The following is a 15,016-nucleotide window of genomic DNA, read 5'->3' as shown; positions in this document are numbered from 1 at the left end:
TCAGGGCGGATTTTGTCTAGCCAGCATGATGGCCAGGATTGGCCTGACACAAGCCGCTTGCCATAAGTGAGGTGAATAGGGATGTATGAAATTTGAAGAAATTACTTATAAAGAAAACGCTTGTAGCATTTCGTAGTTTCCAGCCTGATCGGGAATGTTACGGTGGAACCATCCATCGCAAACAACGAAATTTTTGTTGATTGATTTGGACTCCTTTTAATAGCAGGGGTAAAGGGTTTTTTAAATTAAAAATTCCCTTTCTGATATTGGAGAATTTATATGAAAAAATCTGCCATCCTATCCAGTGTATTAATGGCTACCGCTTTGAGTTTTGGTTTGCAAAGCGGTGCAATGGCTAATGAGCCAGCCGTTAATCAGGATCACTCGGCAACCGCAGGTGAAGCCGTCAGCGATACCTGGATCACCACCAAGATCAAGGCTGATTTGGCCAGCACCAAGGATTTGAAGAGCACGGATATCTCTGTTGAGACCAATAATGGCGTCGCAACATTGACCGGTACCGTGCCCAGTGAAATTGAGCACAAGAAAGCCGTTGCTGCAACGGAAAGTGTGAAAGGCGTTGTGAAAGTCGATTCGTCGGGATTGAAAGTAAAACCGGAATAAAAGTTCCGTCATCAATCCTCATTGTGAATTCCCGTTGAAACAGGAGAACGACTATGAATGAAGATACGATCAAAGGTAAATGGAAACAGCTGTCTGGCAAGATTCAGGCCAAATGGGGAAAACTGACCAATGACGATATTGATGTTGCCGAAGGCAATACCGAATATCTGGTCGGCAAAATTCAGGAACGCTACGGCATTGCACGTGAAGAAGCTGAAAAGCAAGTTCGTGACTTTAATGGCGGCGCCTGATCCTTTGGCTTGATTGCCCAGGACTACAAAACGCCCTGCATATGCAGGGCGTTTTTCTTTGTGCCTTGGCAAGGTTGCTGTCAGTCCTCATCCATCTGCTGGTAGCGTTCGACCAGGTAATCCAGCAATGCTCGCACAGCTGGCATCTGCCCCCGGCGGGAGGAAAACACGGCATGAATGATTTCGCGTCGTGGAGCCCAGTCCGGAATCAGTTTCACCAAAGAGCCGTCGGCCAATTGATCGCAGACTACCAGGGTAGGCAACTGCACCACACCAACGCCTTTTAGTGCTGCGCAGCGCAGGGCCGTCATATCGGTGGTAATCAGGCGGGGCGTGTGATGCAGCACGGCTTGTGCGCCATCGGGACCATACAAGGTCCAGGTATGGCTTTGTTGTGGCAGCCCCAATGCCAGGCTGGGATAGTCCGCCAGATCAGCGGGTGAGCCGGGCATTCCGTGGCGGGCAATCAGTTCCGGGCTGGCTATCAAACATTGGCTGCGGTCGGACAGAACACGCATCACCAGATCGCTGTCTTGCAATGGTGGCGGGCGCACGCGGATCGCCATATCCAGCGCTTCCCCGATCAGGTCCACGCGCCGGTTGGTGGCATCCAATTGCACCGTGACATGCGGGTAGCTGACCATGAAGTCGGCCAACATATCACTGACATGGGCGTTTAGTAAGGTGATGGGGCAACTGAGGCGCACCACACCGCGCGGCTCGGCACGTGTCAGTTCGATGGCTGCCTGTGCCGCTTCGGCCTCTACCAGCATGGCCTTGCAGTGCTCGTAATAGGTCTGGCCAATCTCGGTCACGGTAAAGCGGCGGGTGGAGCGCTGGATCAGCCGCACTCCCAGGCGCTCTTCCAGTGCAGCCAGCCTGCGGCTAAGCGTGGATTTGGGTAAACCCAGTGCGCGACCGGCCGGGGCAAAGCCGCCGTGATCCACAATCTGAACGTAGAAGTACAAGTCGTTTAAATCTTGCATGGCAGTTTTATCGTTCCATAAATGGAACATAGATGGCCGATTTAGGGGGCTACTGGCTTCGTTGTCCCGAGTTTATTCTGTCTCTTATGTTGAAACAAGGAGATGGACATGAAGAAAATTCTTGGTATCTATAGCGCTCCCCGTCCTCACTGGGTGGGCGACGGCTTCCCCGTTCGCTCCCTGTTTTCGTACCACACACACGCAAAACAGTTGAGCCCCTTCCTGCTGCTGGACTATGCCGGCCCTGCCGAGTTTGCTCCCAGCAACCACAAGCGCGGCGTTGGCCAGCACCCACATCGGGGTTTTGAAACCGTCACCATCGTCTACAAGGGCGAGGTTTCACACCACGACTCCACGGGCCAGGGCGGCACGATCGGCCCCGGTGATGTGCAGTGGATGACGGCCGGCTCGGGCATCTTGCACGAGGAGTATCACTCCGACGCTTTTGCTCGTTCTGGCGGCACTTTGGAAATGGTGCAGCTGTGGGTCAACCTGCCTGCCAAAGACAAGCGTGCTCCCGCTGGCTATCAGGCCATTACCGACCAGCAAATTCCTGTGGTCGCACTGCCTGATGCTGCTGGCATGGTGCGCGTCATTGCCGGTGAAAAGGACGGTGCCACTGGCCCTGCCAGGACCTTCACTCCCATGAATGTATGGGATATGCGTCTGAATCAGGGTGGCATTGCCGAGCTGGAAAGCCCTGAAGGCTGGACAGCCGCCTTGGTGGTGCTGCAAGGCACCGTACTGGTCAATGGTCAAAGCGTGGCTCGTGAAGGGCAACTGGTCGTGCTGGATCGGACAGGCAGCCAGTTCAGCGTGGAAGCCAATAATGACGCCGTTGTCTTGCTGATCAGTGGTGAACCCATTGATGAGCCCATTGTGGGACACGGCCCCTTCGTCATGAATAGCAAGCAAGAGATTTTGCAGGCTATGGATGACTTCAGCAGTGGCCGCTTTGGTGCGATGGCACCAGGGTCGGCATCGTAGTGCAAGGCCCGCGGGGGCCGCATTCAGGTGGCCCCCGTCTCTCATCCACAGGAGAAACGTGATGACTATCCCCAGCAATGTAGCCAACTTTAATGGTGCCGCTCCCGTAATTGATCCCGATGATGCAGTCATGCTGCTGATCGACCACCAAAGCGGCCTGTTTCAGACCGTGAAGGACATGCCCATGACCACCTTGCGTGACCATGCGGCAGCACTGGCCAAAATCGCCACCTTGAGCAAGCTGCCTGTGATTACCACGGCTTCCGTGCCCCAAGGCCCGAACGGTCCTCTGATTCCCGAGATTCACCAGAATGCTCCCCACGCCCAATACGTGGCACGCAAGGGTGAGATCAATGCCTGGCACAACGAGGACTTTGTTGCCGCTGTCAAGGCAACCGGCCGCAAGACTTTGATTATTGCCGGCACCATTACCAGCGTGTGCATGGCTTTCCCTGCGATCAGCGCGGTGGCTGAAGGCTACAAGGTGTTTGTGGTGATTGATGCCTCCGGCACCTACTCCAAGATGGCCGAGGAAATTACCCTGGCTCGCATGATGCAGGCCGGTGTGGTGCCTATCGATACGGGTGCTGTTGCCTCCGAACTGCAGCGCACCTGGAACCGCCCTGATGCCCAGGAATGGGCCCAGGTCTACACCAAGATTTTCCCCGCCTATCAGTTGCTGATCGAAAGCTATGCCAAAGCACAGGACGTGCTCAAGAATCAGGAACAGCTGGATTCGCAGCGTTAATCAACGCCGCGCTCTTGCAGTACCGGGTGCAGTCCCGCACCCGCCCCTTTCAATCATCGTTAAGGAAGACTGAGATGACTACGCCTTACAAACGTCTTGATAAAGACCAAGCCGCTGTACTTCTGGTTGATCACCAAACGGGGCTGCTGTCTCTGGTGCGTGACATTGATCCAGACAAGTTCAAGAACAACGTTTTGGCTCTGGCCGATCTGGCCAAGTACTTCAACTTGCCCACCATTCTGACCACCAGCTTTGAAGAAGGCCCTAACGGTCCTTTGGTCCCCGAGCTGAAAGAAACCTTCCCGGATGCGCCTTACATCGCTCGCCCTGGCCAGATCAACGCCTGGGATAACGAAGACTTCGTCAAAGCCATCAAGGCAACGGGCAAGAAGCAGCTGATTATTGCCGGTGTGGTGACTGAAGTGTGCGTGGCTTTCCCGGCCCTGTCGGCTTTGGAAGAAGGCTTTGATGTGTTTGTGGTCACCGATGCGTCGGGCACTTTCAACGAACTGACACGTCACTCGGCCTGGGATCGCATGTCTTCGGCCGGTGCTCAACTGATGACCTGGTTTGGCGTGGCTTGCGAACTGCACCGCGACTGGCGTAACGACGTGGAAGGTCTGGGTGCCTTGTTCTCCAACCATATCCCCGACTACCGCAACTTGATCAATAGCCACACCAAGTTCACATCCGGTAAGTAAATCGCTTCGGCGCTGCGCTGGTCACTTGAGTGGCCAGCGCTTTTGGCTGTTTGAAACCCAGCCCCCAGATCTGTTTTCAGGAGTTCGACCCATGAGTACACACAGTTCCGAAGTCTCTTCATCCTTTGATTGTCCCGAAGACATCAACGGCGAAAAACGTGTTCAACGTGTTGCCGGGCGCGGCGCACAAGTGGGTGGGGGCATTACCGTCAGCCGGATTCTGCCTTCCTCGCAACGGCGCATGGTGGGGGCCTGGTGCTTTCTGGATCATGCAGGGCCCGCCGTGTTCACGTCGGGATCCGGCCTGCGTGTGGGCCCTCATCCACATATTGGTCTGCAAACCTTTACCTGGATGATTCAGGGCGAGGTTCTGCATCGTGATAGCCTGGGCCATGTGCAAGTGGTCAAGCCTGGTCAGGTGAACTTGATGACAGCGGGACGCGGTATCAGCCATACCGAGGAGTCCTTGCCCGGCGAGGACAAGCTGCATGCGGTTCAGCTCTGGATTGCCTTGCCCTCCAAGGACGCCACCTGTGAACCCGCTTTTGACCACCATCCTGACTTGCCTCATTGGCGTGAGGGCGAGTGCGACTTTACCCTGCTGGCCGGTACCTATGCACAGCATCAGGCACCCAGCAAAATGTATTCGCCTATGGTGGGGATGGATTTGAGCAGCTCCAAGGCTGGGGAAGTGAGACTGAATTTGAACCCCGAGTTTGAGTATGGCTTTTTAGTCGTGCAAGGCACCCTGGGTATTCAGTCCGAGCAGTTCGAGGCCAATGAACTGGCCTATGTGGGCCGTGGCCTGACGCAGTTGAGCTTGAGTCTGAGTGCCGGCAGCCGAGTCATTGTGCTGGGTGGCGAGCCGTATACCGAGGAGCTGGTGCTGTGGTGGAATTTTGTTGGTGAAAACAAGGAAGTCATCGGGCAGGCACAACGCGATTGGCGTGCGGCCCATGAGCGCTTTGGTGTGGTGCATGGCTATGACGGTGAACCCTTGATTGCGCCGGATCTGCCATGGGAAAGCAACTGATTTTCAGTGACGGCTGCTGGTTCTGATCGTCTATTGCGATGACGCTGGCGGTGGTTTGCTGGCTGCCTGTCCTGGTTTCCGAGCAGGGCTATGGCGCATGTGTATTTCGCCCTTATCCCGTTGTTCAGATGGCCCCTTTCGGGGCCATTGTGTCTGTGTACAGTTTGCCTACCGTGACTGGCGGTCTGCCTGTGATCGGAGTACAAAACAGTGTGCTGGTGCAAGCAAGGCCACAGGAAAAGGTCTGTACGGCTGCGGTCAAGCCCTTTTGTTTGCACAACAGCGTTGAACAATTTCTAAAAGGTAGCTGGAATGCGATTGAAAGATAAAGTGGCCATAGTCACCGGTTCGGCAGCTGGAATTGGTTTGGCAACAGCCAGGAAGTTTGCCCAGGAAGGGGCGATTGTGGTGTTGTGTGATCGTAATGCGGATGCCGTCAATCAAGCAGCGCAGTCTTTAAGTGGTAATGGCGTTACCGCCGTAGGCTACACCGTGGATGTGACGGACCGTGCACAGATTGACGCCATGGTGGCGGATGTGAAGCAAAAGTTTGGCCGCATTGATGTGCTGGTGAACAATGCCGGCATCACCAAGGACGCCAAGCTGGTGCGCATGACCGAGCAGCAATTTGATGATGTGATTGATGTGAACCTGAAAGCGGTTTTCAACTTCACTCAGGCCGTGGCCGCGGTGATGTTGGAGCAGGAAAGCGGTTCCATTCTGAACGCTTCCAGCGTGGTGGGTTTGTACGGCAATTATGGTCAAACCAATTACGCGGCCAGCAAGTTCGGGGTGATAGGCTTTACCAAAACCTGGGCCAGGGAGTTGGGCCCCAAGGGGATACGCGTCAATGCCGTCTGTCCCGGTTTTATCGAGACAGACATTCTGAAAACCATCCCCGAAAAAGTGCTGCAAGGCTTTCGTGATCATTGCTGGCTGCGCCGCATGGGCAAGCCTGAAGAGATCGCCAATGTGTATGCGTTTTTGGCCTCGGATGAAGCCAGCTTCATCAATGGCACGACGCTGGAAGTGTCGGGCGGTTTGACGGTTTAATACCGTGTTCTGAACGATGGCTTGGAGGATTCCTGTTTGAATCCTGAGCCGCCACAAAAAAGCCTGAATCTGACTTAAAGCAGATTCAGGCTTTTTCTACGGGAACAAGCGGTTTGGCGTTGCCGCTGTGAAAGTTGCAGGGGGCGTTTCAGGCCCCCCATCCGACAGCACCTACCCTCTATATAGAGAAGACTGTTTTATTAATCCAGCTCGGGGTGGCGGTCCACCAGACGCTGGCGTTTTTGCTTCAAGGCTTCCAGTTCTTCCTCGGCCTTGGCAATGGCTTCTTCCACATCTTGCACGCTTTGTTCGATGTGGTCATACGCTTCTTGCAGCAGTTCCTTGGCCTCCTTGCGGTTGGAGGCGGTAGGTGTATCGCCGCGCAAGGGGCGGTTCGCCGTTTCGGGCAGGAACAGGGCGGTAATCAAGCCGATGACACTGGCAAACATCAAATAGTAGGCAGGCACCAGCAAGTTGTTGGTCTGCTCCACCAGCCAGGCCGCAACCGTAGGCGTCAGGCCCGCCACAATAATGGCGATGTTAAAGGAGGCGGCCAAGGCACTGTAACGTAGCCGGGTCGGGAACAGGGCGGGCAGGGTAGAGGCCATGACCCCGGTCAGGCAGTTCAGTAAAACGGCCAGAATCAGCAGCCCCAGGAAGATCTGCACATTGCTGTCGCTACCAATAAAGTGAAAGGCGGGAATCGCAAAGATCAGCAGGCCCAGACTACCGGCCATCAGAAAGGGTTTGCGACCTATCTTGTCGCTGACAAAACCCACCACCGGTTGCACGAACAGCATCCCTATCATCACCACCACAATAATGAAGACACCATGTTCTTCGGCATAGCCCAGGCTGCTGGACAGATAGGTAGGCATATAGGTCAGCAACATGTAATAGGTGATGTTGGTGACCAGCACCATGCCAATACAAATTAGCAGGGCTTTGCGGTACTTGGAGAAGATCTCGCCAAAGGAAACCGTGGGGCGCTCTGTCAGGGCGGCGCGGTCTTCTTTCTCCATCTTTTCCAGTTGCTCGGTAAAGGCGGGAGTCTCTTCAGCGGCATGGCGCAGGTACAAGCCCAAAATACCCAGTGGACCGGCAATCAGGAAAGGAATGCGCCAGCCCCAATCCTGGAAGGTCTCTTCGGTCAGGGACGTTTGCAGCAGCACGACCAAACCGGCGCCCAGAACAAAGCCCGCGATAGAGCCAAAGTCCAGCCAGCTACCCAGGAACCCGCGCTGCCGGTCGGGCGCGTATTCGGCCACAAAAACTGCCGCGCCAGTGTATTCACCGCCTACGGAAAAGCCTTGGGCCAGCTTGCACAGCAGCAGCAAAATGGGTGCCCAGATGCCGATGGATAGATAAGAGGGAATCAGGCCGATCAGGAAGGTGCTGATGGCCATGATGATGATGGTCAGGGAAAGCACTTTCTGACGCCCGAACTTGTCCCCCATCAGCCCGAAGAACACTCCGCCTAGAGGCCGCACCAAAAAGGGCACCGAGAAGGTACCCAGGGCGGCGATGGTTTGTACTGCGGGAGAGGCATCGGGGAAAAAGACTTTACCCAAGGTGGCGGCCACAAAGCCGTAAACGCCAAAGTCAAACCATTCCATGGCGTTGCCCAAGGCAGCGGCGGTTACGGCTTTTTTAAGTTTGCTGTTGTCTACGACGGTAATGTCGTCAATGTGAAGCGGCTTGGCGTTGCTGGATGCCGCGGAGGACTGCGTCATATGGCTTCTCCTGGAGAGCAGGACAATGACCTGCAGGGTCGCCCTGTGTGCGATCGATACCAGAGAAGAAGCACTGGCATGACGGCATTCTGATCAGGCGAGGCTTGAAGGCGATTCTACGTCCGGCTTTGCTGTTCGTCTATCGAAGGGAAAGGGTCGAGCAGTCAGGGCCAAGTCGCGAGAAAAACGGGACGCGACTTGCCGTCCTTATTGTTACTGAGCCCAAGCCTGTCTCCCACCATATTTGCACATGCTTACAGAGCGCGGCATCCAGGCGGTAAAGGAGCTTTTTTCACGTAGGCTCGCACCTCATCGACCAATGCCGCCGCCGCGGGCGTCAAGTCATGTTCTTGGTGAAACATTAGACACAAGGTGCGGACCAGCGTGGGGGCCTGCAGCAAGGAGAAGCTCAGACCGGGCATCAAGACCCGTTGTGCAGCCAAGGCAGGCAGCAGGGCAATGGCCAGACCACTTTGCACCAGCGCTGCTTGCGAGGTGGTGCTGGAGGCTTCGTAAAACGGGGCCGAGGTTTCGATGGGCAGGTCCGGACGGGACTGCAGCACCGCCATGATCCCGGTTTCGTCTACGACGCCGACCAGTTTGCGTTCGTCCAGAGCAGACCAGCTGACCGTGTTGTTGGCATCCGGTTTGATCAGCTTGTCGTCGCTGCGATAGAGCACGCCAAACTGGTCTTCCAGCAAGGGTTGACTGTCCAACCCTTGGACATCCGCCCAGGGACTGGTCAGACCAAAGTCGATCTCCCCCGCCACGATCTGGCGTTGAATGCGTCCCGAGTTGTCATCCCGTAAATACAGACGGACCGCCGGATGCTGCTGGGAGAAATTGGCGGCTGCCGGTGCTATCAAATCCGTAATGGCCGACGGCGCTGCGGCCACACTGACCCGCCCGCTTTTCAATTCCCCATAACGCATGACATCGCTGATGGCGCCATCAAAATCTGCCAGCAGGCGGGTGATGCGCGGCAGGAACTCCTGACCAATAGGCGTCAGGGATACACGCCGACTGGTGCGGTTGAACAAGGTGGTGTTCAGGGCAACTTCCAACTGCTGGATCAGGCCCGTGACCGAGGATTGTGTTTGAAAAAGACGACGCGCGGCATGGGTGAAACTGGCCTCCTGGGCCACGGCGACAAACGCGTTCAAGTGCTTGAGCGTGATGTGCTTGGGAAGTCTGTCCATATCATTTTCTGATTAATCAATTAACTTAAACAATTTTTCATATTAATAATACCTTTGGATAATGCGGTCAACTCCCCTTTTTGTGGGAGGGTTAGTGGAGACGTAGATGCAGACAGACGACCGCAGGCTGGACGTCAAGATCAGCAATGGCTGGATTATTGATGGCTTGGCCACCCCGCGTTGGCGTGGTGATGTGGGTATTCGAGAAGGACGGATTGTCGCCGTGGGCGACTTGAGCGCCTGGCACGCCGATCAATCGGTGGACGCCAGCGGCCATGTGGTGGCTCCCGGGTTTATCGATACTCACGGCCATGATGATTTGATGTTCATCGAGCGGCCTGTTCTGGACTGGAAAACCAGCCAGGGCATTACGACGGTTGTGGTCGGCAATTGTGGCGTCAGCGCTTTCCCGGCTCCTTTGCCCGGTAACTCGGCAGCGGCTTTGGCCTTGCTGGGCGATTCTCCCTTGTTTGAAGACATGGCGCAGTACGTGCAAGCCGTGCGCAAGCTCAAGCCCATGATCAACGTGGCGGCTCTGGTCGGTCACGCGAATCTGCGCATGGCCGTGATGCAGGACCCCTTGTCCCAGCCGAATGCCGATGAGCAAAAGGCCATGGAAGCCTTGCTGGCCAAGGCCTTGGAAGAAGGCGCCGTGGGCTTTAGTACCGGCCTGGCTTACGAGCCCGGCTGCATGGCCGAGCCGGCCGAACTGGAAGGTCTGGCCCGTGTTGCCGCTTCCAAGGGCTCTTTGCACACCAGTCATATTCGCAATGAAGGCGACACGGTGCAGGAGTCGGTAGAAGAAGTGCTGGCGGTAGGCCGCCAGACGCAGTGCGCCACCCTGGTGTCGCACCACAAGTGCATGATGCCGGCCAACTGGGGCCGCAGCAGCCATACCTTGGCCAATATTGATCGAGCCCGCGCCGATGGCGTGCAGGCCACCCTGGATATTTATCCCTATTCGGGCAGCTCCACGATCCTGATCCCTGAGCGCGCCCACACCATAGACCAGATTCGTATTACCTGGTCCGAGCCTCACCCCGAGTGCAATGGCCTGTATCTGGCCGAGATTGCCGAGCAGTGGGGCTGCGACCGAGAAACTGCCGCACGGCGTTTGCTGCCTGCTGGCGCGATTTATTTTGCGATGGACGAGAAAGAAGTCCAGCGCATTTTCAGCCACCCATGTTGCATGGTGGGCTCGGACGGATTGCCTGCGGATGCGCATCCCCACCCTCGTTTGTGGGGTAGTTTCACGCGCATTTTAGGGCGGTACGTACGCGAAGATGGCCTGATGTCCCTGGAGCAGGCGGTTGCCAAAATGACAGCCATGCCTGCCTCGGTCTTCGGGCTTGAAAACCGCGGCGTGTTGCAAGTCGGCGCCTGGGCGGATCTGGTGGTGTTTAATCCCGAAACGGTGCAAGATTGCGCCACCTGGGAAGAGCCCACCTTACCGTCTCAAGGTGTGCAGACCGTGTTTGTGAATGGCGTACAGGTTCACCCTGTTGCCCCGGAGCAGCGGCCCGGCCAGGTGCTTGATCGCGCCTTTGCCGCTCAGGCACAAAGCCTGGATGCGCCGATTATCCCGCTATAAGCGGCGCGTCGGACAAGAAAACAGTCGCTGTGATCTGGGGCGGTCAACCAGGGCAGGGCGATTGCATCACATGCAGGTCGGTTTTTGAAAACTGGCCAGGAAGGATCGTTAAGGAGACGACATGAGTGTCATTCAGCAACAAATGCCAACGGGCAAGCGCAATGCTGCCATGGTGGTGTTTTTAATTGGCATGGCGATTGCCTTGTACACCCACTTTTACATGCCGGGTGAAAGCTCCCTGTGGGGCTTGACGCCGGTAGTGGTGTTTGCGCTTATCGCCTTGTTGGGTGTGGATATTGTTCTGGCCACGATTGGTGCGATTGTATTGGGCGCCATCATGACCAGTACGACGCCCATTGCCATGGGCAAACTGCTGGCCGAGTCCCTGGGCTCGTTCATTGCCGTGGTGGGTTTGATTATTGTACTGGGCGCCGGGGTGGGTGAAGTGGCTGCCCGTACGGGTGCCGCCGAGCAATTGGTGCGAGCCATTGTGAAGCGTATTGGCTTGTCCAATCCGGTGCGTGTGCGTCTGGGCATCATGGTGGCCTCCACCTTGATCTGTGGCGCTCTGGGTACGCTGGCTGGCGGTAACGCCATTATTGCTGCGGTGGTGATTCCAATTGCCGCGGCCGTGCGTCTGTCCCCTCCTGCTGTGGCTGCCTTGTTCCAAAGCGCCGGTTCCGCCGGTCTGGTGCTGGGCCCATTCACCCCTAACGTGGTGACCGTGACGGGTCTGACCGGTTTGAGCTACACCGATTACCTGCTGGTTGCCGGTCTGCCCATGGCTGCTGCTACCTTGCTGACGGGCTGGTTCATGTCCGGTCGTATTCAGAAGATGACCAAGGATCATTTCCAGTACGAAGAAGCCTCGCAAGGTCAGGCTGCTTTTGACGTGAATGCCAAGGCCTCCCCCAAGGCCGTGCGTGCTGCCTGGGCTTTCTGCATCACCATCGTGGGTCTGGCTGCAGTGGGTATTGCCTCCAAAGCCGGTTTTGCCTACGCCATTATTGTGATGGTGTCTCTGGGTGCCACCACCGGTCTGGCCGGTGGCATGAACCCACGTGAAATTTTGCAGGCCATGTATGCCGGTGCGGGCAAGCTGATCTGGATTTTCTTCCTGTTCTGGCTGTTCAACCCGGTGCTGGTGCTGGTGGATCAGTTGAACGCCTATCACGCCTTGCTGGATTCGGTGCAGCCCTATCTGGTCGGTATTAGTGGCGCCGTGCTGTGCATGTTGATTGTGGCCTTTAACGTGGTCGGTCACATTCCGGGTGCTGCCGTGGCGCAGATGACTTTCACCGCCAAGATCTTTGGTCCTGTGCTGGCGGCCGCCGGTGTGGGCCCCGCAGCCACTGCCGCCGTGATTCTGGGCAGTTCGCAGATTGACTGGTTTGGTCCTTTCCCTTCTTCAGATATGTTCGGCCAGATGGGCCTGGCGCGTTCCACTCAGCTCAAGTACATGTTGTATAACGGCTGGGCGGTCATGGCGGTCAACTTGTTGATGTTCGTCGGCCTGTTCCTGATTCTGGTCTGAGTATTGAAGGAGTGTTTGTATGTTTACCTTAGGAAGCGAGTTGCTGGATGCGCCACTGGTTCGTGAGCGCCTGCAGGAACGACTGGAGCCTTTGCTGACCCAGGAGTCCGCCCGTATTTCGATGGCGGTCTACGCTACCGACGGTACCTCCTTGTTCGAGTGGCAGGCGCAGCGCGTCATGCCCTCGGCCAGTCTGATCAAGACGCCCATGCTCCTGTGCCTGCTGGAACAGGTGGCACAGGGCAAGCTGTCGCTCGATACGGTTTACCCTCTGCCCGAGGGCGACCGTACCCCTGGCACCGGCATTTTGAGTCAGCTGCCCGGCGTGCCCAGCCTGAGCCTGCGCGAGTTGGCTCTTTTAATGATTATTCTGAGCGATAACGTCGCTACCAATGCCCTGATCGATTTGCTGGGCATGGATAACATCAACGCCTGGAGCGCCCAGGCCGGCTTGAAGCACACGGATTTGCAGCGCCACATGATGGACATGAAGGCGCGCGAGGCCGGTAAAGACAACTGGACGACTGTTCAGGATGCCTGCTCGACCTTGCTGTATCTATTGCATTCGCCTGCCCTGCCGGAAAACCTGCGTCAGCAGGGGCTGGACATGCTGGCGGATCAGCGCGAACGAGGTCACTTTGCGGCAATTTTGCCTTCTATCGCCCAACTGGCTCACAAGACCGGCTCCTTGCCCGGCTTGCGTCACGACGCCGGTATCTTGACGATGGGCGAACGCAGTGTGGTGCTGGCTGTGATGGCCGATGGCTTTACCGATGGCCGCACCAGCACCTCTTTATACGGTGGCCAGGGAGCGGGTGTCTTGTCCCGTCTGGCCTTGGAAACGGCCCGAGCCCTGCAGTACTGAGCCGGTCCGAAAGGATAAAAGTATGTCTACGACACGTGTTGCCCTGGTTCAATTGGATAGCGGCCGCGACCGCCAAACCAATCTGGACCAGCTAGAACATTGGGTGCTGGCCGCTGCCAAAGACGGCGCACAACTGATTGTGACTCCCGAGTACAGCGATGTACGTGGTGATACGGAATGGTTGCAGCAAAATGCCACGCCCATTCCGGGTCTGGTGACGGATCACATGGCCAGCCTGGCGCGCCGCACCGGTGCCTGGATTCATCTGGGTTCCATGCACGAGCGCCGTCCTGATGATCATCGCCTGGGCAACACGAGCGTGACGTTTTCACCAGAGGGTGAAATCGTGGCGCAATACCGCAAAGTGCATTTGTACGATGCGGTGGTGAACGGTCTGGAATACCGCGAGTCCGACGATTTCTGCCACGGCCAGCATCTGCAAAATGTGCAGGTCGGGGATCTGAATCTGGGCCTGAGCATTTGCTACGACATGCGCTTTGCCGAGCTGTTCCGTACCTTGCGTGCCCGTGGCGCGAATGTGCTGGTAGTGCCCGCCGCCTTTAATGTGCATACCGGCCGTGACCACTGGGAAGTGCTGTTGCGCGCCCGAGCCATTGAAAATCAGTGTTACGTGCTGGCCGCCGCGCAGATTGGCGGTCCCGGTCCCGCCATGCCGTGCTTGGGTCGCAGCATGATTATTGACCCTTGGGGCACCGTATTGGCCTGTATGCCTGATCATCCAGGCTATATTTGCGCCGATCTGGACCCCGCTCGCGTGCAGCGCATGCGTGAATCACTTCCGGCCTGGCAGCACCGCCGGGGTGATCTGTATCCTATTCCTTCTTGATTGTGTGCTGAAACAGACTGGAGTCTGCCATGACCGTACCTGCTGCCTTTGAGTTTTATCCGGGCACTGCCCCCTTGTTGATTTCCATGCCCCATTCGGGCACCTACGTGCCTTCGGACTTGCAGGCGCGTTTTACGGAGTCAGCGCGTCAGGTGCCGGATACGGATTGGCATATTCCACGCTTGTATGAGTGCGCCCAGAAACTGGGTGCGTCCGTGCTGGTGGCGACGTATTCGCGGTTTGTGGTGGATCAGAACCGCCCGCCGGACAATGCCAGCCTGTATCCCGGTCAAAGCGTCACCAGCCTGTGTCCCGTGGACACGTTTGGCGATGAACCCATTTACCAGCCTGGCCAGGAACCGGACGAGCGTGAGGTTGCCCAGCGTCGCGAGACCATCTGGTTGCCGTATCACCAGAAGCTGGAAGAAGAGCTGACGCGTTTGCTGGCCCTGCATGGCCGTGTGGTCCTGTGGGATGCGCATTCGATTCGTTCGGTCGTGCCGCGCTTTTTTGAAGGCCGTCTGCCGGATCTGAATTTCGGGACTGCCAATGGTCAGAGTTGCGATCCAGCCTTGAGCGAACGTCTGATGAAAACCGCCTCGGCCAACAAAGACTACAGCAGCGTGTTGAATGGTCGTTTCAAAGGTGGTTACATTACCCGCCACTACGGACGTCCCGAGCAGAACATCCATGCTGTGCAGCTGGAAATGGCGCAGTGCTGTTACATGGAAGAGCAGTGGCCCTTTGAGTACAAGGAAGAGGCGGCCCGTAACATCCAGCCCCTGATCGAGGCCTTGCTGCGCGACGCGCTGGCTTTTGCGACCAAGTCGTAAATTCATCCTGAGCCCCGGCATAGACAGGCCG

The 15,016-nt window shown here is 56.7% G+C and carries 15 protein-coding genes; 12 read left to right on the top strand and 3 right to left on the bottom strand.

Annotated features, from left to right (window positions below; all coding sequences use genetic code 11):
- The first annotated feature begins 279 nt into the window (after nt 1-279).
- Both NIZ92_RS18315 and NIZ92_RS18310 read left to right on the top strand, forming a co-directional pair.
- A complete protein-coding gene (locus NIZ92_RS18315; protein ID WP_035269768.1) occupies nt 280-624 on the top strand; it encodes a BON domain-containing protein in 345 nt (114 codons plus the stop codon).
- Between the two features lie 53 nt (nt 625-677).
- On the top strand, nt 678-875 hold the full coding sequence (locus NIZ92_RS18310) for a CsbD family protein (protein WP_009456875.1): 198 nt from the start codon (nt 678-680) through the stop codon (nt 873-875).
- 80 nt (nt 876-955) lie between these two features.
- Here NIZ92_RS18310 and NIZ92_RS18305 read toward each other — a convergent pair whose 3' ends face one another.
- The gene (locus NIZ92_RS18305; RefSeq protein WP_009456866.1) at nt 956-1,861 is read right to left on the bottom strand and encodes a LysR family transcriptional regulator; all 906 of its coding nucleotides are present in this window, start codon (nt 1,859-1,861) and stop codon (nt 956-958) included.
- A gap of 108 nt (nt 1,862-1,969) precedes the next feature.
- On the opposite strand from NIZ92_RS18305, the gene NIZ92_RS18300 reads away from it, so the two are divergent.
- From NIZ92_RS18300 to fabG, 5 genes are all read left to right on the top strand, one after another.
- Nucleotides 1,970-2,848 (top strand): pirin family protein, encoded by an 879-nt coding sequence (locus NIZ92_RS18300; protein WP_060185469.1) that lies wholly within the window; start codon nt 1,970-1,972, stop codon nt 2,846-2,848.
- A gap of 61 nt (nt 2,849-2,909) precedes the next feature.
- Entirely contained in the window at nt 2,910-3,596 is a 687-nt protein-coding gene (locus tag NIZ92_RS18295) for a hydrolase (protein WP_042485591.1), read from the top strand.
- A 74-nt stretch (nt 3,597-3,670) separates the two neighbouring features.
- Nucleotides 3,671-4,297: an isochorismate family cysteine hydrolase YcaC gene (gene ycaC / locus NIZ92_RS18290; RefSeq protein WP_026483600.1), complete on the top strand. Its 627-nt coding sequence runs from the start codon at nt 3,671-3,673 to the stop codon at nt 4,295-4,297.
- A gap of 91 nt (nt 4,298-4,388) precedes the next feature.
- Complete coding sequence (locus tag NIZ92_RS18285; RefSeq protein ID WP_083054946.1) at nt 4,389-5,330, top strand: pirin family protein; 942 nt, start codon at nt 4,389-4,391, stop codon at nt 5,328-5,330.
- Nucleotides 5,331-5,642: 312 nt separating this feature from the next.
- On the top strand, nt 5,643-6,383 hold the full coding sequence (gene fabG / locus NIZ92_RS18280) for a 3-oxoacyl-ACP reductase FabG (protein WP_009456856.1): 741 nt from the start codon (nt 5,643-5,645) through the stop codon (nt 6,381-6,383).
- A 200-nt stretch (nt 6,384-6,583) separates the two neighbouring features.
- Here the strand turns inward: fabG and proP are convergent, their stop codons facing one another.
- On the bottom strand, nt 6,584-8,116 hold the full coding sequence (proP, locus tag NIZ92_RS18275; protein WP_022983652.1) for a glycine betaine/L-proline transporter ProP: 1,533 nt from the start codon (nt 8,114-8,116) through the stop codon (nt 6,584-6,586).
- Nucleotides 8,117-8,370: 254 nt separating this feature from the next.
- Complete coding sequence (locus NIZ92_RS18270; RefSeq protein ID WP_035269784.1) at nt 8,371-9,315, bottom strand: LysR family transcriptional regulator; 945 nt, start codon at nt 9,313-9,315, stop codon at nt 8,371-8,373.
- A gap of 106 nt (nt 9,316-9,421) precedes the next feature.
- Here NIZ92_RS18270 and NIZ92_RS18265 point away from each other — a divergent pair, with 106 nt between their 5' ends.
- The 5 genes from NIZ92_RS18265 (at nt 9,422) to hutG (ending at nt 14,985) form a co-directional block, all read left to right on the top strand.
- Entirely contained in the window at nt 9,422-10,906 is a 1,485-nt protein-coding gene (locus NIZ92_RS18265) for an amidohydrolase family protein (RefSeq protein WP_035269787.1), read from the top strand.
- A 121-nt stretch (nt 10,907-11,027) separates the two neighbouring features.
- Nucleotides 11,028-12,440, top strand: coding sequence for a hypothetical protein (locus NIZ92_RS18260; protein WP_035269790.1), 1,413 nt, complete (start codon nt 11,028-11,030; stop codon nt 12,438-12,440).
- Nucleotides 12,441-12,459: 19 nt separating this feature from the next.
- Nucleotides 12,460-13,305, top strand: coding sequence for a serine hydrolase (locus tag NIZ92_RS18255; protein ID WP_035269792.1), 846 nt, complete (start codon nt 12,460-12,462; stop codon nt 13,303-13,305).
- 22 nt (nt 13,306-13,327) lie between these two features.
- Nucleotides 13,328-14,152: a carbon-nitrogen hydrolase family protein gene (locus NIZ92_RS18250; protein WP_026483610.1), complete on the top strand. Its 825-nt coding sequence runs from the start codon at nt 13,328-13,330 to the stop codon at nt 14,150-14,152.
- A gap of 29 nt (nt 14,153-14,181) precedes the next feature.
- Complete coding sequence (gene hutG, locus NIZ92_RS18245; RefSeq protein ID WP_226348213.1) at nt 14,182-14,985, top strand: N-formylglutamate deformylase; 804 nt, start codon at nt 14,182-14,184, stop codon at nt 14,983-14,985.
- Nucleotides 14,986-15,016 lie beyond the last annotated feature (31 nt).

It is taken from the genome of Alcaligenes sp. 1735tsa3, from assembly GCF_024134565.1.
GTDB lineage: Bacteria > Pseudomonadota > Gammaproteobacteria > Burkholderiales > Burkholderiaceae_B > Alcaligenes > Alcaligenes phenolicus.
Note: the sequence above shows the minus strand (reverse complement) of the source record. Positions and strands in the feature narration are given on the sequence as shown.